Consider the following 23,854-nt stretch of genomic DNA (forward strand, 5'->3'; position numbering starts at 1 on the left):
CGGTTTAAGTTAATTCTTAAACCGTTTTTTTATGCTCTATATTTTTAGCATTGTTTTTGTACAGAATCCTTACATTAATAATAAGCATCAGTTTTTAAACTACTTTCTAAAACATGAGATCTCCAAAGCACAGTATTACTTTTAAAATTTTATCCGGCTATATAATTCTTGGTGTTTTGGCCACTATTGCGGGTATTTTAATTATTTCTGAGATTGATAATTTTACTCAAATACAAAAGCAGGATATTTCTGATAGAAGTAAAATTATTAAGGTAGGGAGTATAATAGCTAGTATTTACGAAAACGAAAACTTATCACGAGCAGCAATTCAGATTAGATCTTCAAGAAAAATTAAAGAATACACTGATGAAAACAAGCAATTATCTATAAAAATAGATTCTTTAAATCATATGATTAATAATGATTTTCAGAAAAATATTTTAGATAGCATTAAATTAATTATAGATCATAAATTAAATAATATCATCGCTGTAAAGCGGTTAAAACAAAACAATCATTCAGAAAAATCTATTGATACTGTCATCAATAAATTAAGCTCAATGGACTCTATACTAGGGAATCAATCCGCAGCAAATTTTGATAAAATTTTCATCACAGACTTTATAGAAAATATTGATTTTTACGATAAAAAAACACCCTCTAATCTTTATTTAAAAGATTATGTTAAAATGTTAAACAAATTAAATCCTGATGAAAAGGATATTAGTAATATTAACAAAGCACAAATAGATTCCTTATTAATTATCTCTAAAACTCTTTTAAGTGAAGCTCAAAAAGACATTGAAAAGAATCGTAAATCAATAGAAAGAAAAGAACGTGATTTAATAGAAAAAGACATACTTATTTCAAAAAAACTACGTCAACTACTACAAACACTAGAAAGTGATATAATTAAAAGCACCAAAACAATTAACCAAGAAAGAGAAAATTCTTTAAACAAAAGTAAACGCATTATTTTGTTTGCAGTTGGAATTAGTTTTGTGATTATTTTAATTTTTTCTATTATTTTCTTAAATGATTTTTGGAAAAATGAACGTTACAGAAGAAAACTAGAAGAAGCCAATAAAACCAGTTCAGCTCTTTTAAAAAGTAGAGCACAAATAGTATCTATGGTTAGCCATGATTTACGCACCCCATTAAGCACTATTTCTGGGTATAGCGAACTGCTTTTAAAATCAATTAACAGCACAAAAGAAATTAATTATATAGATCATATTTACAATGCATCTGCCTATATGCAAAGGTTGGTTAACGATCTTTTAGAGTTTTCTAATATTGAAAACAATAAAATTTCTACAACGTCTGTTCCTTTTGATTTAGAAAAATTGATGAAGGAAATTACCAATCATTCCGAAAATTTAATTCAAGACAAACCCATCAGTTTTGTTATAGAATATGATAAAAAGTTAGAGCGCCTCATAATGAGTGATCCTTTTAGAATTAAGCAAGTTTTGTACAATTTGGTGGCCAATGCATGTAAATTTACAGAACAAGGAAGCATTACTCTTAAAAGTGTTGTAGACAATGATAAAAAGATGTTACACCTTTCTGTGATAGATACAGGTATTGGAATTGATAAAGAAAGTCAAGAAGATATTTTTAAACCATTTACTCAAGTTAAAAATAACAATACCAATAATTATAATGGTTTTGGCTTGGGATTAACCATTTCTAAAAAAATATCTGAATTATTAGGCGGTGATTTAAAGTTAACGAGTGAGCTTGGAGTAGGGAGTACTTTTGTTTTTTCTTTACCTCTTGTTTTGTCTAACGAACCTATAAATAACGAAAAAATTGTAGCATCACAATTAAACTTTAATATCAAAGTATTAGTTGTAGAAGATGATGTTTCTATGCAACAATTACTAAAGGATTTATTTAAGCAATATGGTATTGAATTATATGTTTTTGAAAATGCTCAAAAAGCTTTAAATGCAATAGACCAAATTTCTTTTGATATGGTTTTTACAGATATTCAACTTCCTAAAATGAATGGTATTCATTTTATGGAGGTATTAAAAAAGCACGATAATTATAAAAATCAACCTATTGTAGCCATGACTGGTCGATCAAATTTATCAGTAAAAGATTATCTTGAAAATGGTTTTTCCGAAGTACTAACAAAACCTTTTAGTATTAACCAATTAGAATCGGTTTTATTAAAGTTTTTTAAAGCAACTAGTGTTAATGAGCAAAAAGTAAAATCTCAAAATTTTAAGAAACCTAATCATTTTAACCTAGATACTTTAAGTGTCTTTTTAAATGATGATAAAACAGCTATTCACCAAACATTATCCGTTTTTTTAAGAGATACTAAAAACAATAAAATTATTCTTGAAAAAAGTATAAAAGAAAACAATCTTCAAGAAATAAATAATGTTAGTCATAAAATGCTAACCATGTTTAAGCAATTAGAAGTATTAAATATTGTTCCTTTTTTAGAAATATTAGAAACTACAGAATTTATAGATCAAGAAGTTTTTATGGCACTAGAAAAAGAGTTAGATGAATTTATTTTTTCTTTAGAAAATTACTTAAATCACAAATTGTAATATTTCATTTTATTGTAAAGAGTTTTTCTAGTAATGTTTAACAATTTTGCTGCATGGGTTTTGTTGTTATCTGTTTTTCTTAAAGCACTAATGATAAGTTCTTTCTCGTTTTCTTGAGTAGAAAAGTTTTCTGATAAATTTTTAGAGTTATTGGTCTCCGATAATTTATTGGGTAAAGAAGTAGCTTTAATTAACTCTCCGTAAGTTAACAAAGTAGCTCTTTTAATAACGTTTGACAACTCTCTAAGATTTCCTGGCCAATCATAATTCTGAAAAAGAGTTAAAACTTCTTTAGAGAACCCTACAACGTTTTTATTTAATTGTTTGTTCGCTTTATTTAAAAAGAAATCAGCATATAGAACTAAATCATCATTTCTATCTTTTAACCTAGGGACTTCAATAGAAAATTCATTTAATCTGTGGTATAAATCTTCACGAAAAGTTCCTTTTTCTACTCCTTCTAATAAGTTTTCATTTGTAGCAGTAACCAATCTTATATCTACATTTATTTCTGTACTGCTCCCAATAGGTTTAATTTTTCTTTCTTGTAAAGCTCTTAATAACTGGATTTGATTTTCATAGGATAAGTTTCCAACTTCATCTAAAAAAAGTGTTCCTCCATTCGCAGATTCAAAATGTCCAATTTTATCTTGTACAGCTCCAGTAAAAGAACCTTTTTTATGTCCAAAGAACTCACTAGAGGCAATTTCTTTTGGTATAGCACCACAATCAACAGCAACAAAAGGTTTGTCTTTTCTTAAGCTTTGTAAGTGAATATTTTTAGCAACCACTTCTTTTCCTGTTCCACTTTCTCCAGTAATTAACACAGACATATTGGTTGGAGCAACCAAGTGTATGTATTCTGTTAAAGTTTTAGAAGCAGCACTAATTCCCGTTACAAAATCGTTATTCTCTTTAGTAGTTTTAGTAGGTGCTTGCGGTTTGGTTTCATGGTTTTTGTTTTCTAAAGCATTGTTAATTACCTCTAAAACTTCGTTAGGATTAAAAGGTTTAGAAATATAGTCAAAAGCACCTTGTTTCATTGCTTGCACCGCAGTAGAAACTTCTGCATAACTGGTCATTAACACCACAGGAGTTAAAAATTGTTCTTGTTTTATTTGTTTTAATAAAGAAATTCCATCACCATCTGGCAAACGCAAATCAGTAAAAATTAAATCGTATTTATTCTTTTTAAACAAATTATTAGCTCCCGATATATTATAACTTACATCAACAATATATTGATGACGTTCTATAAACTTTTTTAACATGTTAGAAAAAGTAACATCATCTTCTATTAGTAGTATTTGTTTCATATCGTAGTAACTTGGTTTTACAAAAATATTAAGATATCATGACTTAATGTGTTTAAAAAAATAAAAAGGACGTTTTAATTAAAAACGTCCTTTTTTGTGAATTACAGATTTTACTCCGTAATGTATATATGCTTGTTATTGAACAGCACTTTCTTCTAACCAATTTCCGTCTTTGTCTACGTAAACTGTTTTAGAAGCATCATCAGCAGTAAGTTCTAACTTATACTGCCCACTAGCGTTTACAAAAGCTTTACTGATTGTTGCCGATGCATAATCTTTTTTAACTGCGTTGATTACCGTTTCTGGTAATTTATCTACAGCTACTTCTGTAAACTCATCGTTCATGATGATGTTAATTGATGTTGATGGGGTAAGATTTTCTGCGGTTGCATAAGTTGTTGCTCCACTTACTAAAATTGCGATTGATAAAATGATCTTTTTCATGATAAATTAATTTTATGATTATTTATTATATTTTAAAAGTTATTTACTGAATAGTATTATTCAGCAGTGTTTAAGTTGATTAAGTTTCCTTCACCGTCAACATATACAGTTTTAGAAGCACTATCAACTGTAAGTTCTAATTTGTATTGTCCATTTTCATTAATAAATGCTTTGTCAATACTAGCTGTTGCATAAGATTCTTTAACAGCATTGGTTACCGCTTCTGGTAATTTATCTACAGCCACTTCTGTAAATCCATCGTTTACAACAACATTAATTGTGTTAACTGGAGTTACATGGTTAGTCATTGCATAAGTTGATATTCCACTAGCTAAAATTGCGATTGATAAGATGATCTTTTTCATGATAAATTAATTTTATGATTATTTATTATATTTTAAAAGTTGTTTGCTAAATAATTATTATTCAGCAGTGTTTAAGTTGATTAAGTTTCCTTCACTGTCAGCATATACAGTTTTAGAAGCGTTATCAACTGTAAGTTCTAATTTGTATTGTCCATTCTCATTAATAAATGCTTTGTCAATACTTGCTGTTGCATAAGATTCTTTTACAGCATTGGTTACCGCTTCTGGTAATTTATCTACAGCCACTTCTGTAAATCCATCGTTTACAACAACATTAATTGTGTTAACAGGAATTACGTGGTTTGTCATTGCATAAGTTGATACTCCACTAGCTAAAATTGCGATTGATAAAATGATTTTTTTCATCTGTGATATTTTTAATTTGTTATTAATTATTTACACTAGCTATAAAGGAAGAAATGTGCCAATAAAAAACATTTTAACAGCAAAAACCCACAAACACCTGTTATGTAGGTGTTTGTGGGTTTTTAAGGTTGTGCCATTACAAAAAACACTTGTGTATAAAGTGTGTAATTGAACAGATTTGGTGTGTAAAATTTACACAGTTAGGTCTTGTTGATATGATTTAAACAGCTTTTTAAACAACTTTCTTTTAGTCATTCTTTTTGCTGGATAATTTCTATAAGGAGTAATATTGTTAAAAATTAATGCTACTAATAATAAAATGATTGTTCCAGTTAATACAGGAGCGATAACGTATAAATAGCCTAAAGCTTTAATTTTTTCTGTTCCAATCACTGCGATTAAAGCGGTGGCTCCACCAGGAGGATGCATTGTTTTTGTGTACTGCATTAAAACAATAGAAAAAGCAACTGCTAACGATGCTGTTAACCACATAGTATCTGGAAAAAGTTTAAACATGGTTACTCCAATAAAAGCAGAAATAACATGTCCGCCAATCAAATTTCTTGGTTGGGCTAGTGGACTCTGAATTTCTCCATAAATCAATACACTTGAGGCTCCAAAAGATCCTATCAGTAATATATTTTCTTGATCTATTAAAAATTTAGATTGTAAATAGGCTATTAAGCCAATACCAACAAATGCTCCTATAAAGGACCAAAAATGTTCTTTATAGTCTATTAGCGTTTCTCTGTAAATAATATACTTAGATACCCTAAGGGTTCTTTTAAGTTTATGTTTGTTCATACTAAAATAAAGGAATGGGAGGTTACTTAATTTTTAGAACTGTCGAAAGTATAAAGTTTTTAGCAACTCTTTTTCTTTATAAAATGAAAAATTCTAATACATGATTGAAATTAATTAAAAATCCATTTTTTATTATTTTCATTACGTAGTTTTGTCATCATGGAAACAAAGTATTTTAGGTTAATTAAAACCATTGTAGAAGAAGGGAATTTAGCAAATGCTACCGAAAAATTGTTCTTAACACAATCTGCATTGAGTCATCAATTAAAAGAACTAGAATTACAATTAGGCTTTAAAGTTTTTTTTAGAAAAAGAAATAAATGGGAATTAACCGAAGAAGGAACTGAATTATATCATTTAGGAAATACGGTTTTAAATAGTATTGAAAAAGGATTAAATGATATAAAAAAAATACAAGCAGGCTCTATAGGTACTATTAAAGTAAGTACGGAGTGCTATTCTTTTTACCATGGATTGCCTAGTTTTATTCAAAGAATGGGAGTGTTGTATCCTGAAATAGAAGTAGATTTAAATTTAGAAGCCACACATCACCCAATTCAGAAAATTCTTTCTAATGATATTGATATTGCCATTGTTACTTTAAAACCAGAAGATGATTCGTTGTATAGTATTCCTTTTTTCGAAGATGAAATTTTAGCTATTATGCATAAAGAACATCCGCTAAATCTTAAAAAAAACATATTGGCTAAAGATTTTAGTAATGAGCATTTAATCATTCATTCTTATCCTTTAGAAACGGTTTCTGTATATCAACAATGGTTAAAACCAAACAATATAATGCCTTTAAAAATATCGGCAGTTCCTTTAACCCAAGTAGCTTTAGAAATGATAGAAGCCAATATTGGTATTACTTGTATGCCATTGTGGGCTTTAAAATTGTTTAAAATTCCTGATGATATTGTTTTTAATAAAATAGGTGCCAAAGGCTTAAAAAGAACTCATTATTTGGTGGTAAGAAAGGCTGATAAAAGTAAAAAGTATATCAACGATTTTATATTGAATTTTAAAGAGCAGTTTTCTGTAAAGTAAAAGTTAAAAAGTTACAGATGAATTGTCATCTACTTCTTTATAATATTCGTAATAAGTATTTGGAGAGCAATTGTGTTCACGCAATTCTTTAATCCAGTCTTTTAAAATTAATTTAGATTTTTCTTTTTGATCTTCACCCTTTGTTTTGTATAATTCCATAATGTAATAATCATTGATGTCTTCACAAGGATGATCGTGGTGATCCTTACAAGAAATTAATACGATAAGAAAGCAAAAGATTTTTTTCATTTTAACAAATATCAAGACAAATATACCTGTTATTGTTCTCTGAAAAAATTATTGAAGCAAAAAAGCAAACATTTGTTAGGAATTATTGAATTTCAACATCAATTAAATCACCAACCACAAACTCTTGTTGAACAACTCTATCTTTTTGAATTACAATTTGTTGTGTTTCTATAACTACAGAAATATTGTTGTTTTTAATAGCTATTACAGTTCCTTTTAATGTATTAGAGGTGTTTTCTTTTAATAATATATTAGGATTTCCCTCTTTCTCAATTTTTCCTTCGTGTAATACACAAACGTGAGTGGCAATTTTTAACACTTCTTGTAGGTTATGACTCACCATAACAATGGTAAAACCATATTTTTGTTGTAAAGCTATTAAGTAAGACTGAAGTTTTCCTCTTAAATTTTCATCAATAGCGGTTAAAGGCTCGTCTAAAAACAAAAACTTTGGCTCTTGTACAATGGCTCTTGCCAAAGCCACTCTTTGTTGCTGTCCTCCAGATAAATGATTGGGTTTTATAGCTAGTAAAACTTCTAGTTCTAACACATCAACAATTTCTTTTAAAAGTGTTTGGTTGATGTTTTTTTTAGCAAACTCTAAATTTTCTAAAACCGTCATGTTAGGAAACAAACCGTAGTCTTGAAATACATAAGCTATCTCTCTTTCATGAATAGGTAAAAAACTTTTAGTTTCGGTATTTAACCAATTCTTATTGTTTACAGAAATTTTACCAAAATCAACAGTATCTAAACCACTTAATAAGCGTAGTAACGATGTTTTTCCTGCACCTGAATGTCCGTATAACACATTGATGGCATTCAATTTAAAAGAAGCTTCCACATCAATAGAAAAAGATCTTTTACCAGAACGATATGTTTTTTTCAGTCTACAATACATCATCGAACAGTTCTTTTTAAATACCCACCATTGATTAAATAAACGCTTAATAAAATCACAAAAGAAATTATTAATAAGATCAATGAATATTGATTAGCAGCTGCATAATTTAAGGTTTCTACTTCATCATAAATAGCAATAGAAGCAACTTTGGTTTTTCCTGGAATATTACCACCTATCATTAAAACCACTCCAAATTCACCAATGGTGTGGGCAAAAGTTAAAACCAATCCTGTTAAAATTGCGGGTTTAATATTGGGAATTAAAATTTTGCTAAGTATTGTCCATTTTGATTTGCCCATCAACTTAGCGGTTTCTGTATATGATTTTGGTAAAGCTGACAAACCAGCTTGAATAGGATGTACCATAAAAGGCAAACTGTAAATAATAGAAGCTATAACCAAACCTGTAAAAGAAAAAATAAGTTTGATGCCTAAAATGTTTTCTAACCAATTTCCAAAAACAGTGTTAGGACTTAAAAACACTAAAAAATAAAAACCCAACACAGTAGGAGGTAGCACCAATGGCATACTTACCAAAGTTTCTATAATTGGTTTGGTTTTAGACCTAGTTTGAACCAACCAATAACACAAAGGAATAGCAATAACAAACAACAATACAGTTGTAATACTTGCTAGTTTAAAGGTTAAAATTAAAGGTTCAAAGTCCATAAGTTGATTTAATTCATCAAATATCTATATTTAAAATGAGAGATTTAAAGTTTTTTGATTTTAAAAAAAGTTGTTGACTACATCTCGACTCCGCTCGATGAACTTAGAGATATAGACCATTGATAGTGATGTAAATGTATTTTTTTATTTCTAAACAACTGTTTTTAATTTCGTTTAAAGAATTCAATATAATGATCATCGAGCGTAGTCGAGATGTAATTATATACTCATTACTATTTTATTTCTCCTCATTTTCTAAATATACCAAAGCCATTTTAATAGCCGCATAATCTAACTGTTCATTAAAATATTCATAATAACTTTTTAATGATTTAGGGTTTTCTACTTTGCTTTGCGCTTCTTTTACTGCTTCAATTTCTTTTTCAGATACAAAATCAGTCAAATCTATTTTTATGCCTTCGTTGTACAATTTTACAAAATGACTCTGAATGGTATTAGGAGTTAATCCTCTTTCGTTGGCAATTTCTTCTATAGATAAGCCCTGCTTGTGTAGTTCTAAAGTTTCTAAGTGTGTGGCAGATTTCCCTTTTTTCTTCTTAACTGGTTTTACTACTTTTTCCTTATTAAACTTTATAATTTCGGTAATAAAATCATAACCATAATCTTGCAACTTTTTTTGTCCAACTCCTTCAATTTCCAAAAATTCTTCATCAGTAACAGGACGTTCATTTGCAATGGCCTTTAAAGTAGCATCACTAAAAATAACATAAGCGGGAACTCCTTTTGCTGTGGCTAACTCTAATCGTAATACTCTTAAACGTTCAAATAAATTGTTTTGTGGTTTGCTGGCTTTTTGAGGTGTTTTTTCATCTGCTTTTACAAAATCTGCTGGTTTTGTTAGGGAAACTTTCATTCCGTTAAACAATACTTCTTTAGATAAATCATTCAATTTTAAAGCATTGTTTTCATGAAAAGCAATTTCACAAAATCCCTGGTTGATGAGCTGAACCATATATTGCTGTAAATCTTTCCAAGCAATATCTTTAGCAACCCCATAAGTTTTTAATAAATGGTAGTTTTTATCTAAAATAGTAGCGTTTTGGGAACCTCTTAAAAAATCTACCACCACATTTAAAGGTTCGTTTTCTTGCAACCTAAAGATTCCTGATAAAACTTTTTGAGCAATAATAGTTCCATCAAAAATAACGGGAGGATGTTTACAAACATCACAATTCCCACATTTTTCTGTAGCTGTTTCACCAAAATAACTCAATAAAATATTTCTCCTACAACTAGTTGCTTCTGCATATTGAAGCATTCTTTCCAATTTTGCCAATTGTACTTCTTCATTCCCAGAACCTTCTGCAAATTTTCTTAATTGAATCACATCTGCGTAGGAGTGAAACAAAATGGTTTCTGAATCTAAACCATCACGTCCTGCACGACCAATTTCTTGATAATATCCTTCTATATTTTTAGGCAAGTTATAGTGAATAATCCAACGAACGTTAGATTTGTCTATTCCCATTCCAAAAGCAATGGTAGCACAAATGATAGGAGTAGTATCGTGAATAAAATTCTCTTGGGTTTTGCTTCTAACGTCGGCAGGTAATCCGGCATGATAAGCAGCTGCTTTAAATCCACTTTTCTTTAATCTTTCCGCCAACTGTTCGGTTTGCTTTCTACTCAAACAATACACAATTCCAGATTCATTAGGTCTAGATTTTACAAAATCTACAATTTGTTTTACCCTGTCTTGTGCTGGGCGAACTTCTAAACTTAAATTGGCTCTATTAAAAGAACTGATATTTCTTTTGGCATTAGAAATATCTAATTGATTGGCAATATCTTCTCTAGTGGCTTTGTCTGCAGTTGCAGTTAAAGCAACCAAAGGTGTGTTAGGTAGCCTTTTCTTTAAAAAGGATAATTGGGTATAAGCAGGTCTAAAATCGTGTCCCCAAGAAGAAATACAATGCGCTTCATCTACTGCAATCAAACTAATTTCACAAACCTGAGAAAGTTGCTCAAAAAAAGCCAAACTTTCAGGAGCCAAATACAACAACTTTATCTCTTTAGATTTTACTCTTTCTATAATAGAAGAATTTTCAATATCTGTTTGAGAACTATTCACAAAAGCAGCAGGAATTCCGTTGGCATTTAATGCATCTACCTGATCTTTCATCAAGGCGATTAATGGAGAAATAACCAAAGTTAATCCGTCCATTAAAATAGCTGGCAATTGGTAACAAATAGATTTTCCGCCTCCTGTAGGCATAATCACTAAATTATCTTCACCGTTTAAAATACTCGTGATGATTTCTTTTTGTAAAGATCTAAACTGTTCGTATCCAAAATAATCTTTTAAGGTTTTGTGTAAAAGGATATCTTGATTTGTCATAACAGTTTAATATAATTTAATGGCTTCGTCTAAAATTTCTTCTATCAACTTTAGATTGATATCTTGATTAGGATTGATAGGTAATATTTTAAATATTTTTCTATCTCCCTGAATTAATGCTGGGTGATGTAAATATGGCCCCTTGGCAAAACTAAGATAAGGTTCGTTTGTTTTTTTTTCTTTCCAAAGGTAGCATAAAGGTTTTCCTTTAAAATAAAAATAGGGTAGTCCCCATTTTAAATGCAAGGTTATTTCTGAATGATATTGATGGATGAAATTTTTAAGAAATAGAAAAACACTTTTATTAGGTTCTTCTTGTTTCTCAAAAAAAGCATCAGTATTATTCATAAAAGTTTTTTTAAGGTGTTCCAGAAGCCTGTACTGAACTTTGCCGAAGTTGAGTCTAGCACTAAGCTCGATGAACAATTAAATTAAGCTAAGTAATAATCTAAAGATTCTTTAATTAAATCAATAGATACTTTACAATCAATTTTATATTTCTCAATACCTTCAAGTAACACAAAGTTTACTTGTCCATTTACATTTTTCTTATCGTGCTTCATTAAATCTATCACAGCAGGATAATCTTCTTTTGATACAGGTACTTTTCCAAAAATTCTAGTAATGGTCGTTTTAATTAACTCCAAATCACTTAAAGGGAAATTAAATAATTTGCTAGAAATATAAGCTTCTGTAATCATTCCCAAAGCAATGGCTTCACCATGAGTTAAAGTAGTTTTGTCTTCAGATTCTAAAAAGTAAGATTCTACAGCATGCCCTATGGTGTGACCATAATTTAATATTTTACGTAAGTTGGCTTCTAATCTATCTTCTAAAACCACTTCGTTTTTAATTTCAATAGAACGATGAATCATTCCTTCTATATCAACATTTTTAGTTGGGTCTGTAAATTGACTCCATAGAGATTTATCGTAAGTCAATCCGTATTTAATAATTTCTGCCATTCCAGAAGTCATTTCTTTTTCAGACAAAGTTTTTAAATACAAAGAATCTATAAGTACCATTTCAGGATCGGCAAACAAACCTATTTGGTTTTTTAATACTCCTAAATCTACTCCGGTTTTTCCTCCAACAGAAGCATCAACCATACTTAATAGAGTAGTAGGGATATTGATAAATTGAATTCCACGTTTATAGGTAGAAGCCACAAATCCTCCCATATCGGTAATTACCCCACCACCAATATTGATTAACAAACTTTTTCTATCTGCACCTAAATCGGTTAAAGCTTGCCAAATACTCATACAAGTACCTAAGTTTTTATTTACCTCTCCAGATTCAATTTCTATCACCTCAAAAGTAACATCAACCTCTAATTCTTGTTGTAAAATTGGCAAACAATGCTCATGAGTGTTCTCATCTACCAATATAAAAACAGTTTTAAAACCTTTTTTAGCAATAAATTCATTGATAGCATCGTAACCAGTTTCTTGAAAATGAACAGGATAACTTGTAGATTGTATAGTTTGCATGTTTATTGATGTTTGTACTGCAAAATAAAGCAAAATATTTTTTTATTAATAGAGATGTTGTAATAATAATTACAAAGAGTTTAAACACATGTTGTTAAAGTTTTTTAGCCTATTTAATCATGTAAATAATAAGGTTTATTAGAAAAGAAAGGTGGGTTTAAAATTATTTAGTGTAATTTTGCACCTTATTCATTTTGTATTGCTATGAACGTGGATAAACTATTGAAAAAGATTGTTGTTATTTTCAAATCTAATTTTCATTTATAATGATAAACATCTTTTTAAAACAAAAATTCTTCCTTTTTTTCTTATTAATTGGTTTTTCATATAATCTATTTTCTCAAACTCCCGGGGGTGTACCAGGTACTATATTGTGGCTTAAAGCTGATGCAGGAACCAATACCACAACTAATGGAGAAGGAATAACCTCTTGGACAGATCAAAGTGGTAATGGTTTTAATGCTACTGGTACTGGAGATGCAGTATACTCTACCGTAAACGCTATTAATGGTAACCCTGTAATTTATTTTACAGATGATGACCAACCTATTACAGGAACTACAGTAATTAGAGGAGAAGGACCTAATAGTAGTACAGATAAAAGTACGTCTTTTATAGTGCAAAGAAAATCTAGCACTTCAGATGATTGTTTTATAGAGTTTTACGAAGGATCTTCTAGACAGTTTTATATTGATAGAAGATATGATGCCAACGAACCATTTTTTACTTTACCTACAGGTATTCAGCAAATTATTTCTGTTTCAGATCCTGGAGGATCAGGTTCAGGAGCCGACTCTAATATTTACTTAAACTCCAATCATTTTTTCACTTCAGAAAACTTATTTTCTACCTCATGGGAAAACGGATCTTATGTAATTGGAGATGATAGCACAGGAGGAAATCAATTAAACGGAGAGATTGCTGAAATTATTTATTTTGATTATGAACTAACAGAGGCTAACAGAAAAAAAATAGAAAGTTATTTAGCTGTTAAATATGGAATTACCTTAGACAATACCGATGGTGGAACTGATGGTGATTATGTAACAAGTACAGGAGTAAATATTTGGGATGCCTCGGCAAATGCTACTTACCACCATGAGGTAATTGGTATTGGTAGAGATGATTCTAGTTTGTTAGATCAACAAAAATCTACTGAGTTTAACTCTGACCCAACCCTAACTATAGATAAAACCTCTAGTTTTTCTAATAACTTAGATTATTTAATAGTGGGGAATGACGAAGGTACTTTAGCTTTTAGTACTTCTGGTGTTCCTGCTAGCATAACAAACAAATCTCAAAGAACTTGGAAAACAGAAATCAGCGGGACTCCTGGAACTATTTCTATAAGTTTTACTCTAGGAACAAGCTTGACTAATTCTGGAAATCCATCAGAATACGCTTTATTGATTGATAGTGATACTGATTTTACAAGTGGTGCTACCATACACACTACCGGGGCAAGTATTAATGGGAATGTTTTAACTTTTACAAACGTAAATCTGTCTGATGGAAACTTTTTCACTTTGGCATACACTCCAATTGATGAATTCCCTGGGAATATTTCAAGTGGTTTAACTCACTGGTTTAAGGCAGACACAGGAATTACCACAGACGGAAATGGAATTACTACATGGGAAGATCAAGCAACAACTGATGGTAGTGATGATGCAACAAGAGATGGTGGTGTTAGTGCTGATTACCCAATAGTTCAATCTAATAAACACAACTATAACTCATCGGTTTATTTTGCCAATGGTAATAATGGTTATTTAGATTTTGATTTGTCAGACATTAAAGATTCTGATTATAATATTATAGGGATTATAGAACGAACTAATACCAATGATCACAACTATTTTATAGGAACTACTTCTACAACTACAAATCAAGGTTTAAGAATAGGGTATAGAAACAACAATTCAAATCCACGATATCTATTTCAACAACAAGGAACAAGTGTTTCTAATAGTTTTGACGACTACAATGCTTCTACAGAAAAAGCAACATTAATTAGGGGGACTTTAGATAATGGTGTAGAACAAACCATATCAGCTTTAATGAATGGTAACGAAGTTTCTAACACAGATGCTTCGGACACCGACTTTTTAACAGGTGCCGCTCCTGGAGTTTTAGGTAGAGGTAATAGATCTGATAGAGGTTTCCAAGGATATGTTTCAGAAGTAATTATATACAACTCAGCATTATCCACATTAGACTTAAGTAAAATAGAAAGTTATTTAGCCATTAAATATGCCTTAACTCTTGATAATAGTGGAGGAGGAACTGATGGAGATTATGTAGATAGTGCTTCTAATACTTTGTGGGATGCTTCAGAAAACGCAACTTATCACAATGAAATTATTGGAATAGGAAGAGATGATACCTCTACTTTAAATCAATTTAAATCTTCTGAACCTATTTCATCAACAAATCTTACAATAGAAAAAACAGGAAGTTTTAGTAACAACCAAGATTTTTTAATAATTGGTAATGATAATGGAACTATAGGGCTTACTACAACTGGAATTAGCCCTGTTTATAGCGAAAGAATAGAAAGAACATGGAAAGCAGCTGTGTCAGGATCTGTAGGTGGAGTTACCATCAGTATAACGTTACCTGCAACTAGTACTGGTAACACAGGTGACTATGCCCTTTTAATTGATTCAGATACCGATTTTTCTGATAGTAATATTCATACTACTGGTGTCTCTTTAGATGGTGATGTTGTTACTTTTACGAATGTAAATTTATCAGACGGTGATGTATTTACCTTAGGAATTGGTCTTTCTTTTGGACCTGCTAATGTAACCTCTGGATTAACACATTGGTTTAGGGCAGATGATGGAACATCAACTACTAGCGATGGTGTTGCCATTACTCAATGGGATAATTTAACAGGTTCAAACAATGCTACTCAAGCAGGGGCTTCAGACTATCCAACATATAAAGAAAACCTACACAACTTTAATCCATCAGTATATATATCAAATGGAGATAATGGTTATTTTGATGTTAACTTAAACGGAATTAATGATAGTGATTATAACATTATTTCTATTGTAGAAAGAGAACTTACCGAAGATGAAAATTATATTTTAGGAACCACAGCTACTACATCAAATCAAGGATTACACTTTGGGTACCGAAATAACAGTTCTTTAACACTTGCTCAATACGGTAACGATATTGATGTTACTGTTAATAATTACAACGATCCTGCTGTTTCTAGAGCCTTAATAAGAGGGCAGTTAGATAGCAGTTCTGGTAAAATTATTCAAGAATTAAGAGATGGTTCATTTTCAGAAAACAGTCATGGAACTACTTCTTTTTTAACTGGTGATAATTCAGGAGTGTTAGGAAGAGGGTATGGAACAAATGGTTTTAAAGGATATGTTTCTGAATTAATTATATACAACAGTACTTTGTCTAATACTGATTTAGCAAAAATATTTTCATATTTAGCAATTAAATACGGAATGACATTGAGCGCTTCTGATGGTGTAACTAATGGAGATTATTTAGATAGTAATGGAAATGTTTTATGGGATGCTTCCGAAAACAGTACTTATCACCATGATGTTGCTGGTATAGGATATGATGTTGCCTCAAACTTAATTCAAAAGCAATCAAAATCAGCTAGTTCCGATGATATTTTATCGGTTTCTATTTACAGCTCAGTAACCGCAACAAACAATTTAAACTTAGGGGCCTTTGATGATAATTTAGATTATTTAATTTGGGGAAATAATGGTACTACATCAAGTATTTCTTTAGAAACCCATGTCAGTTCAGAAAATGCTTGTTTAAAGCAATTAGATAGAGATTGGAAAATTAGTAATAACGGAAACATTAGCAATGTTACTTTACAATTTGATTTATCTTCTTTTACTTCTAGAGATTTTAGTTTGATTATAGATTTAGATGGTGATGGTGATTATACCACAGGAACTATAGAAACTATATCAACAGGAACCATTACAGGAGACAATATTGTTTACACCAATGTAACGCTACCTAATGATTGTGTATTTACATTGGTAGATAATAGTTCTGATATTGTATATCAAGTAGGAGCTTGGGTTGGAGGAGCAGGTACAGGAGAAGAGTTTGATAATTCAGCTACTGATCTAGTAAAATCTGTTGAAATTAAAGAAGATGTAACCCTATCTGACGATGCAAACTGTAAATGTTTAAAAATAAGTAATGGTGCTAAAGTAACTGTTCAGGCTAATGATATTTTAACCGTTACTCACACTTTAAACAGTAATGGATTTATCTATTTATACGAAAATGCTCAATTGGTTCAAACCAATGCTACAGACACAAATTCTGGTATAGGAAAAGTATATCAAATATTAAATGAGGCAACAGATTCTGGGTATAGATTCAATTATCTAAGCTCACCTGTTCAAACCTCAGGAACTTATGATTTGGCTACACATTTAAAGTTTAATACCAATGCTTTAAATATAGAAGAAAATACTACGCCTACATTTATGGATAATGATTCTGATGGATTCGGAACAACTATCAGTAGTAAATGGTTTTATACTTTTCCAAATACTTTAAATTTTGTTAAGATAGACGAAAATACTGATATCAACGCAGGACTTGGGTTTACTATGAAAGGTACCAATCAAGCAAATAGATATAATTTTATGGGTACTCCTAATAACGGAGATATTACCCCAATAAGTATCACTACTAATAATTATGTTTTATTAGGAAATCCTTATCCTTCTGCTTTAGATATTGATGCTTTTAATACTGCCATGTTATCTGGAAATATTACCGATGGAGTAGTGTATTTATGGGATCAACCTACTGGAGATTCACACTATCAAACTCAATACGATGGAGGATATGCCACAAGAGCAAATGGAGTTAGTGCTCCTGCTGCTGGAGTAACTAATGCTACTACACCTACTAATGTTTTAAAGCCTATGCAAGGATTTTTAGTTGCTGGGGGAACAACAGGAGGAAATATTACTTTTACCAATAGTATGAGGTTAACCAACACGAGTACTTCTGGAGAAAAGTTTTACAGAACTTCTAAAGTTAAAAATGTGTTGAAACCTGTGGTAAGATTAGGTTTTGAGTTTACAGAAAATGATAAAACATTCCACAGGCAATTAGTAGCAGTAGCTAATGGAGGTAGTTTAGAGGTAGAGTTAGGAAAAGACGCATATATGTTTGATTATTTTGCTAATGATGCTTATTGGGTTTTACCAAATGATCCATACAGATTTGTCATCAACGACGTACCTGTGCCAGATGAATCACTTTCACTAGATTTAGGGGTTGTTGTAGATCAAACAAGAGAAATTACTTTTAAACTAGATGATGTAGAAGGTTTAAGTACTGAGCTTTATTTATTAGATAAAGAAGAAGAAACATTAACTAATATTAAAGAAGAAGTTTATAAAACTACTGTAACTTCTGGAGAATACACAAATAGATTTAGTTTGGTGTTTAAAGAAGATCAAAATTTAGATTCTGAACATCACAACCTATCTAAAAACACAGTGATTTACGTTGATGAGGCTAATAAAGAAATTAGTGTTGTTGCAGAAAATAAAAGTATTAACAGCGTGAGTGTTTACAGTATGTCTGGAGAATTATTGGCTACTGCTAACAATAAAACAAAAAGCAATAGTTTAGTGGTTTCTCTTAAAAATGCTAGTTCACAAATATATTTGGTAAAAGTTGTTACCAATAATGGAACGTTTAGTCAAAAAGTGTTTTTTAAATAAAAACAATCGTTCTTAGAAAATATAATTAAATCGTAAAGAGTTTTTCTTTTTACGATTTTTTTATGCCAGTAAAATAAACTTCAAAATTTGTAATGTAATAGATCTTTGGAGACTGATGTTCTATTATTAAAAATCGTTACTTTTATCGCATATTACAATACACCATGATTCGTAGAATTCTCATTTTTGTGACCATCCTTTTGGTTTTAGATATTTACCTTTTTTCAAGTTTCAAAAATTACTTTAGCAGCAATATCCTTAAAGTTGGTTTTAAATGGTTCTATGTTCTAAGTATGTTAATTAGCTATAGCTGTTTTGCAATGGTGATTTTAAAATTTGATGATAGACCAACTAGCGCTAGTATATTATTTAATCTTTGGTTTGGTTATACTTTTGCATTTATAGTATTAAAACTAGGAATGTTAGGTACTGCATTACTTGATGATATTATTAGAATTATAGAATATATAGGAAAAATAATATGGAGAGTTTTTTTGAGCTCTGATACTAAAGTAAATTTTGGAGAAAGAAGAAAGTTTATAGGTCAAGTAGGTCTTGGAATAGCTAGTATTCCTTTTTTAGGAATGTTGTACGGTATTACCAAAGGAAAGTATAACTACAAAATAAAAACAGTTGCCTTGAGTTTTAAAAACTTGCCTAAAGCTTTTGATGGTTTAAGAATAGTACATATTTCTGATGTACACTCTGGTAGTTTTGATGATTTTGATGAAGTGGCTCACGGTATCAATATGATTAAAGAACAACAAGCTGATTTAATTTTATTTACTGGAGATTTGGTCAATAACGAAGCCGAAGAAATTGTGCCTTACAAAGAATTGTTTGCAAGTATGAAAGCTCCTTTAGGAGTGTTTTCAACTTTAGGAAACCACGATTATGGAACGCACAAAAGATGGAAGAATAAAGAGGAAAAAAATCAAAATCTTAAAGATTTGTTCATCCATCAAAAAGAAATGGGCTTTGATTTATTAAATAACAGAACTCATACCATAGAAAAAGATGGTCAAACATTAGATATTGTTGGAGTAGAGAATTGGGGAAAACCACCATTCCCTCAAAAAGGAGATTTAGATAAAGCTTTAGAAGGAACTCATCCAGAAAACTTTAAAATTTTACTATCTCACGATCCAACCCATTGGGATGAAAAAGTAATTCCACATTCACAAAATATAGATTTAACTTTATCTGGACACACTCACGGAATGCAGTTTGGAGTAGAAATTCCAGGTTTTAAATGGAGTCCATCAAAATACATTTACAAACGTTGGGCAGGTTTGTATAAAAACAAAGAACAATACTTATATGTAAACAGAGGTTTTGGATTTTTAGGTTTTCCTGGTAGAGTTGGTATTTGGCCAGAAATTACCGTTATTACCTTAAATCAAAAAGCTTAAATGATATGAGTAATTTTCATCAATCTTTAAAACATTGGTACGATAAATCTAAATTAGCTTTAAAAGGTAGAAAGAGTAAAAAAAAGGAATTGTTAAAAAGATTATACCTTTTAGAATACTCTGAAGCCAATCCTGATTTTTCTATCAATTTGGTAAATGTTTGTGGAATTTATAACATTGCTGGCGGAAACCCTGATAGCAAGGATAGTTATTATACTGGTTTATTACATATTGATTTAATCAATAATCAAATAGAAGCCAGTTGGTTAATAGAAGGAGAACATCATCAAACAGGATATGGTTTTGTTTTTAACAACACTTTAGTCATCCATTTTAATTATTTAGCTGATGACGAACTTTTTAACGGAATAGTGGCTTATCACTTTATTACTCCCGAAATAGTAATAGGAAAATGGACAGAAGAAGTTGCTATAGAAAATGCTTTTGAAATGGGAAGAAAATTATCGCCAGATGAATTAGGAGAACCATATCCCGAAGATATTTTTAGTGCTAATTAAATGTTATAGAAGGTAAAGTATACATTAACAAGCTTTTGTAATATCATTAATAAACAATTTTTAATCATATTTTCTAACATCTTTTGATTACTTTTGCGCTTTAAATTTAAAGTGCAACCATGCAAGAAATAAGAAACATTGCTATTATAGCTCACGTTGACCACGGTAAGACTACTTTGGTAGATAAAATTATTGATCAAGCAAAAATATTAGACGATCGTAAAGAACGTACTGATTTATTATTAGACAACAATGATTTAGAGCGTGAAAGAGGGATTACTATTCTTTCTAAAAACGTATCTGTTCAATATAAAGGAACTAAGATCAACGTAATTGATACTCCTGGTCACGCCGATTTTGGTGGAGAAGTAGAGCGTGTATTAAAAATGGCTGATGGTGTTTTATTATTGGTTGATGCTTTTGAAGGACCTATGCCACAAACTCGTTTTGTATTAGGTAAAGCTATTCAATTAGGATTAACTCCTATTGTTGTAGTTAACAAAGTAGATAAAGAAAACTGTACTCCAGACATCGTTCACGAAAAAGTTTTTGATTTAATGTTTGCTTTAGAAGCTACAGAAGAACAATTAGACTTTACAACTATTTACGGTTCTGCAAAGAACAACTGGATGAGTACAGATTGGAAAGATCAAACTACTGATATCGTTCCTTTATTAGATGCTGTATTAGAATCTATTCCTGCAACTCCTTACAACGAAGGTAGCCCTCAAATGCAAATTACTTCGTTAGATTTCTCTGCCTTTACAGGAAGAATTGCTATCGGACGTGTTTTCCGTGGAGATTTACATGTAAATAAAGATTATATGTTGTGTAAAGCTGATGGTTCTACTAAAAAAGTTAGAATTAAAGAATTACACGTTTTTGAAGGAATGGGTAAAGCACAAGTTGAAACCGTAAGATGTGGAGATATCTGTGCAATTACTGGTATTGAAGGATTTGAAATTGGTGATACTATTGCTGATTTAGAAAATCCAGAAGCATTACCAAGAACAGAAATTGACCAACCAACAATGAGTATGTTGTTTACTATTAACAACTCTCCATTCTTTGGTAAAGAAGGTAAATTTGTTACTTCTCGTCACTTACGTGATCGTTTATTTAAAGAATTAGAAAAAAACTTAGCGTTAAAAGTTGAAACTACAGATTCTGAAGACAAGTTTAATGTTTTTGGACGTGGAGTATTACACTTATCTGTTTTAATTGAAACAATGAGACGTGAAGGATATGAATTACAAGTAGGTCGTCCTCAAGTAATTTTCAAGGAAATTGATGGTAAAAAATGTGAGCCATACGAAACATTATCTATCGATGTTCCTGAAGAAGTTTCTTCTAGAGCTGTAAACTTAGTTTCTTTACGTAAAGGAGATTTAATGGTTATGGAGCCTAAAGGAGATTTACAACATCTTGAATTCACAATTCCATCTCGTGGATTGATTGGTTTAAGAAATAAAATTTTAACTGCTACTCAAGGGCAAGCAATTATCAACCACAGATTTAGTGAATACGGACCTTTTAAAGGTGAATTTACCGAAGAAGAAAAAGGAGCTATTGTTTCTGCTGCTGCTGGTAAAGCAACTGCATATGCTTTAGACCGTTTACAAGATAGAGGTAAATTCTTTATTGATATAAATGAAGAAATTTATATTGGTCAAGTAATTGGTGAAAACAGTAAAGCTGATGATATGGCTGTAAACCTTATTAAAGGAAAGCAGTTAACAAACATGCGTAAATCTGGTACTGATGAAGCTATGAAAATTGCTCCTAAAGTAAACTTCTCTTTAGAAGAATGTATGGAATACATTAGAGCTGATGAGTATTTAGAGGTTACTCCTGAAAGCTTACGTATGCGTAAAATTAATTTTAAAGGTTAATTAGAAACTTTTAAACAATATATAAAACTCCTTCAATAAATTTTGAAGGAGTTTTTTTTTCATATTACATCACTAATTTTCTTAACTTTAGTAATATGAGGAAGATTACTTTTGTTTTATTACTGTTTTTAGAAACTATGACCGCTCAAAATTATAATATAGAGAGGAAGGTTAGTTTGTCTAATAAAATATCAGAAACCTCAGGTATTATTTATATCAATAATGAAATTGTCACTTTTAATGATTCTGGAGGGAAGCCAGAATTGTATACAATAAACCCTTATAACGGAAAAACAAACAGAACTATTTGGATTAAGAATGCTAAAAATATTGATTGGGAATCTATCACTCAAGACAAAGAGCATATCTATGTTGGAGATACTGGTAATAACGATGGAAATAGAACCGACTTGGTGATTTATAAAATATCTAAAAGAGATTTTTATAGAAAAAACACTGTTAATGCCGAGAGGATTTTATACTCATATGAAGACCAGTTTATTTTTGAAAAACAAAGACATTCAACCAATTTTGATTGTGAGGCCATCACTATTTATCACAATCAATTGCTATTGTTTACCAAGAATTGGGGAGACTATCACACAAAAGTATATAAGATTCCCACAAGACCAGGAAGATATGAAGCTATTAAAATTCATTCGTTAGACATAGGATGCATGTTAACCTCTATAGCTTATAATCCAGAAAACAATCAATTTGTTGGAACAGCTTATGATAGAGAGTATCAATCATATATTATTAGAGTTAAAAACTTTTATTTAAGGGAGGAGAAAATTATTAAAACAAATTTGACTCCAGCTTTAAATTATGCAAATCAATTTGAAGCTATTGCTTGGAAAAACAAGAATCAGATATATATTACACGAGAATATTTAAAGCAAAAAGTGAATAAGAAAAGATATAAAAACAAACAAAAGATGTTTTTAATTACTTTAATGGATTAATGTATTTTTGCATAATAAACCTTTTTAACGTGTCTAAATTTTCTAAACTCATTCAAAAACAAAAAGATCAATCTTTACCTAAAAAGCATCGTTTTAATTTAGAAGCTAAAACCAATGCAAATAGGGAAGGAGTATTATGTCCATGTGGATCTAAACAATCTTTTAAAGTTTGTTGTGAGCCTATTCATAAAAACATTTCATTAGCAAAAACACCTTTAGCATTGATGAAATCTAGATATACAGCTTATGTTATGGGGAATATTGATTATTTAATGCAAAGTCATCATTCCTCTACAAGGCCTATAGCAGAAAAGGACGAAATATTAGCATGGACAAATAGCGTGAATTGGTTAAGATTAGAGATTATAGAAGCTAAGGAAGCCCAAGAAGAAGAAGAAGAAGGTTTTGTTACTTTTAAAGCTTATTTTCTTGAAAGTGGAATAGGGAACTCTATTTTTGAAAAATCTCGTTTTATAAAAGAAAACAATCATTGGACCTATGTAGATGGTATCCACTCATAAAATATAATTATGGCAAAGGCAGGAAGTGATAAAAACACTAAAAACAAATCCAAGCACAGCAAACTAATGGATAGAAAAAAGAATAAGTTAAGAGAAAAAGAAGAAGCTCATAAAGAGAGACTGAAAGCGCTTAATGAAAAAATACAGCAATCCAAAAATCAATAATTTACTAAAAAATATAAAACCAGAAACCGAGTGT

Annotated in this window: 20 protein-coding genes; 9 read left to right on the forward strand and 11 right to left on the reverse strand. The window is 30.4% G+C overall.

Features of this window, described 5'->3' with window-relative positions; all coding sequences use genetic code 11:
- Window positions 1-113: 113 nt before the first annotated feature.
- Window positions 114-2,573: an ATP-binding response regulator gene (locus AXE80_RS06475; protein ID WP_068825557.1), complete on the forward strand. Its 2,460-nt coding sequence runs from the start codon at window positions 114-116 to the stop codon at window positions 2,571-2,573.
- Here AXE80_RS06475 and AXE80_RS06480 read toward each other — a convergent pair.
- The 5 genes from AXE80_RS06480 to AXE80_RS06500 all read right to left on the reverse strand — a co-directional run bounded on the left by AXE80_RS06480 (window position 2,561) and on the right by AXE80_RS06500 (window position 5,868).
- Window positions 2,561-3,889, reverse strand: a complete 1,329-nt coding sequence (locus tag AXE80_RS06480; protein WP_068825559.1) for a sigma-54-dependent transcriptional regulator — start codon at window positions 3,887-3,889, stop codon at window positions 2,561-2,563. The two genes, AXE80_RS06475 and AXE80_RS06480, sit on opposite strands and share 13 nt — an antisense overlap.
- 135 nt (window positions 3,890-4,024) lie before the next feature.
- Window positions 4,025-4,333, reverse strand: coding sequence for a hypothetical protein (locus AXE80_RS06485; RefSeq protein ID WP_068825561.1), 309 nt, complete (start codon window positions 4,331-4,333; stop codon window positions 4,025-4,027).
- Window positions 4,334-4,389: 56 nt separating this feature from the next.
- A complete protein-coding gene (locus tag AXE80_RS06490; RefSeq protein WP_068825563.1) occupies window positions 4,390-4,698 on the reverse strand; it encodes a hypothetical protein in 309 nt (102 codons plus the stop codon).
- A gap of 57 nt (window positions 4,699-4,755) precedes the next feature.
- Window positions 4,756-5,064, reverse strand: coding sequence for a hypothetical protein (locus AXE80_RS06495; protein ID WP_068825565.1), 309 nt, complete (start codon window positions 5,062-5,064; stop codon window positions 4,756-4,758).
- A gap of 192 nt (window positions 5,065-5,256) precedes the next feature.
- Window positions 5,257-5,868 carry an HPP family protein gene (locus tag AXE80_RS06500; protein WP_068825567.1) on the reverse strand — a complete coding sequence of 204 codons (612 nt, stop codon included), beginning with the start codon at window positions 5,866-5,868 and terminating at the stop codon, window positions 5,257-5,259.
- A gap of 159 nt (window positions 5,869-6,027) precedes the next feature.
- On the opposite strand from AXE80_RS06500, the gene AXE80_RS06505 reads away from it, so the two are divergent.
- Window positions 6,028-6,918: a LysR family transcriptional regulator gene (locus AXE80_RS06505; RefSeq protein WP_068825569.1), complete on the forward strand. Its 891-nt coding sequence runs from the start codon at window positions 6,028-6,030 to the stop codon at window positions 6,916-6,918.
- 3 nt (window positions 6,919-6,921) lie between these two features.
- Here the strand turns inward: AXE80_RS06505 and AXE80_RS06510 are convergent, their stop codons facing one another.
- The 6 genes from AXE80_RS06510 to aroB all read right to left on the reverse strand — a co-directional run bounded on the left by AXE80_RS06510 (window position 6,922) and on the right by aroB (window position 12,591).
- Entirely contained in the window at window positions 6,922-7,167 is a 246-nt protein-coding gene (locus AXE80_RS06510) for a hypothetical protein (protein WP_068825571.1), read from the reverse strand.
- 82 nt (window positions 7,168-7,249) lie between these two features.
- Window positions 7,250-8,071: an ATP-binding cassette domain-containing protein gene (locus AXE80_RS06515; protein ID WP_068825573.1), complete on the reverse strand. Its 822-nt coding sequence runs from the start codon at window positions 8,069-8,071 to the stop codon at window positions 7,250-7,252.
- Window positions 8,068-8,739, reverse strand: coding sequence for a molybdate ABC transporter permease subunit (gene modB / locus AXE80_RS06520; RefSeq protein ID WP_068825575.1), 672 nt, complete (start codon window positions 8,737-8,739; stop codon window positions 8,068-8,070). Before modB ends, AXE80_RS06515 begins: the two co-directional genes overlap by 4 nt.
- A gap of 238 nt (window positions 8,740-8,977) precedes the next feature.
- A complete protein-coding gene (gene recQ, locus AXE80_RS06525; protein WP_068825577.1) occupies window positions 8,978-11,098 on the reverse strand; it encodes a DNA helicase RecQ in 2,121 nt (706 codons plus the stop codon).
- A gap of 6 nt (window positions 11,099-11,104) precedes the next feature.
- Entirely contained in the window at window positions 11,105-11,446 is a 342-nt protein-coding gene (locus AXE80_RS06530; RefSeq protein ID WP_068828729.1) for a DUF1801 domain-containing protein, read from the reverse strand.
- 83 nt (window positions 11,447-11,529) lie between these two features.
- Window positions 11,530-12,591 carry a 3-dehydroquinate synthase gene (gene aroB / locus AXE80_RS06535; RefSeq protein WP_068825579.1) on the reverse strand — a complete coding sequence of 354 codons (1,062 nt, stop codon included), beginning with the start codon at window positions 12,589-12,591 and terminating at the stop codon, window positions 11,530-11,532.
- Window positions 12,592-12,857: 266 nt separating this feature from the next.
- On the opposite strand from aroB, the gene AXE80_RS06540 reads away from it, so the two are divergent.
- The 7 genes from AXE80_RS06540 to AXE80_RS14430 all read left to right on the forward strand — a co-directional run bounded on the left by AXE80_RS06540 (window position 12,858) and on the right by AXE80_RS14430 (window position 23,820).
- Window positions 12,858-18,347 (forward strand): DUF8202 domain-containing protein, encoded by a 5,490-nt coding sequence (locus AXE80_RS06540; RefSeq protein WP_068825581.1) that lies wholly within the window; start codon window positions 12,858-12,860, stop codon window positions 18,345-18,347.
- Between the two features lie 320 nt (window positions 18,348-18,667).
- On the forward strand, window positions 18,668-19,759 hold the full coding sequence (locus tag AXE80_RS06545; protein WP_237340641.1) for a metallophosphoesterase: 1,092 nt from the start codon (window positions 18,668-18,670) through the stop codon (window positions 19,757-19,759).
- 5 nt (window positions 19,760-19,764) lie between these two features.
- Window positions 19,765-20,277 (forward strand): hypothetical protein, encoded by a 513-nt coding sequence (locus tag AXE80_RS06550; RefSeq protein WP_157359360.1) that lies wholly within the window; start codon window positions 19,765-19,767, stop codon window positions 20,275-20,277.
- 119 nt (window positions 20,278-20,396) lie between these two features.
- Window positions 20,397-22,169: a translational GTPase TypA gene (typA, locus tag AXE80_RS06555; protein ID WP_068825587.1), complete on the forward strand. Its 1,773-nt coding sequence runs from the start codon at window positions 20,397-20,399 to the stop codon at window positions 22,167-22,169.
- A gap of 95 nt (window positions 22,170-22,264) precedes the next feature.
- Complete coding sequence (locus AXE80_RS06560) at window positions 22,265-23,134, forward strand: hypothetical protein (protein WP_157359361.1); 870 nt, start codon at window positions 22,265-22,267, stop codon at window positions 23,132-23,134.
- 29 nt (window positions 23,135-23,163) lie between these two features.
- Complete coding sequence (locus AXE80_RS06565; protein ID WP_083194601.1) at window positions 23,164-23,655, forward strand: YchJ family protein; 492 nt, start codon at window positions 23,164-23,166, stop codon at window positions 23,653-23,655.
- Between the two features lie 9 nt (window positions 23,656-23,664).
- On the forward strand, window positions 23,665-23,820 hold the full coding sequence (locus AXE80_RS14430) for a hypothetical protein (protein ID WP_169816817.1): 156 nt from the start codon (window positions 23,665-23,667) through the stop codon (window positions 23,818-23,820).
- Window positions 23,821-23,854: the final 34 nt, after the last annotated feature.

It is taken from the genome of Wenyingzhuangia fucanilytica (assembly GCF_001697185.1).
GTDB classification, from domain to species: Bacteria; Bacteroidota; Bacteroidia; order Flavobacteriales; family Flavobacteriaceae; genus Wenyingzhuangia; species Wenyingzhuangia fucanilytica.